The 698-nt window shown below is 44.1% G+C and carries 2 protein-coding genes and 1 tRNA gene; all 3 read left to right on the forward strand.

Annotated features, from left to right (window positions below; genetic code table 11):
* The first annotated feature begins 58 nt into the window (after positions 1–58).
* A complete protein-coding gene (locus AC1QQ2_RS14745; RefSeq protein ID WP_479713711.1) occupies positions 59–295 on the forward strand; it encodes a glutaredoxin domain-containing protein in 237 nt (78 codons plus the stop codon).
* Between the two features lie 20 nt (positions 296–315).
* Positions 316–392: transfer RNA gene (locus AC1QQ2_RS14750), tRNA-Arg, on the forward strand.
* A gap of 66 nt (positions 393–458) precedes the next feature.
* A partial coding sequence (locus tag AC1QQ2_RS14755; protein ID WP_479713712.1) for a hypothetical protein occupies positions 459–698 on the forward strand: 240 nt, incomplete at its 3' end.

A 698-nucleotide genomic window follows, 5' to 3' on the forward strand; every position in this document is an offset into this window, starting at 1 on the left:
TTAACATACTAACCTGAGCATGTTACAAAACTGCTCCTTTCTTAACATAGGAGATGACATGTACACAGTAATCAGCAGACCTAACTGCTCGTGGTGTGACAAGGCAATGGACCTGTTGTATGAGACAGGCATTACGTACAAGAAAGTAGACATCTACGAAGATATGTGGGTAAAGACACTGCTCCTAAAGACAGACCTAACTACAGTGCCGCAGGTATTCGATACCAATGGTTTCCATATCGGGGGTTACGAAGAGTTAGAAATGCACATAAACAACCTTGACATCTACCAATAGGTTAGCTAGTATATAACCAACTCCTCGTAGCACAACTGGATAGTGCAGCTGACTTCTAATCAGCAGGTTACAGGTTCGAGTCCTGTCGGGGAGACCACCCAACACAAATTATAAGAAGGGTTTGCTTTTGACAAAACCAGTACGTAAGAGTTTCAACAGAGCCTTGTATGAGGCCTACGACCAGAAGGCTAAGGATGCCCTAGTCTCTCACCTCGAAGCGAAAGGCCACACCATTGTACGTACAGAGGAGAACTATTACGTTGATGTTGTGTCAGAGAAACATAGCCTGACATTCTACAATGAGGCTGAGGTTAAGGTAGCTTGGTCAGGTGATTGGCCTCAACACTGGCATGAGATACGTATACCTGAACGTAAGACAAGACTACTCGAGAAGTACAAGAAT

Source organism: Aestuarium sp., assembly GCF_023253315.1.
In the GTDB taxonomy this organism is placed as follows: domain Bacteria; phylum Pseudomonadota; class Alphaproteobacteria; order Rhodobacterales; family Rhodobacteraceae; genus Marivivens; species Marivivens donghaensis.

Excerpts from the sequence above, each read along its gene's own strand:
- AC1QQ2_RS14745 (WP_479713711.1), top strand. The coding sequence starts at position 59 with ATGTACACAGTAATCAGCAGACCTAACTGCTCGTGGTGTGACAAGGCA.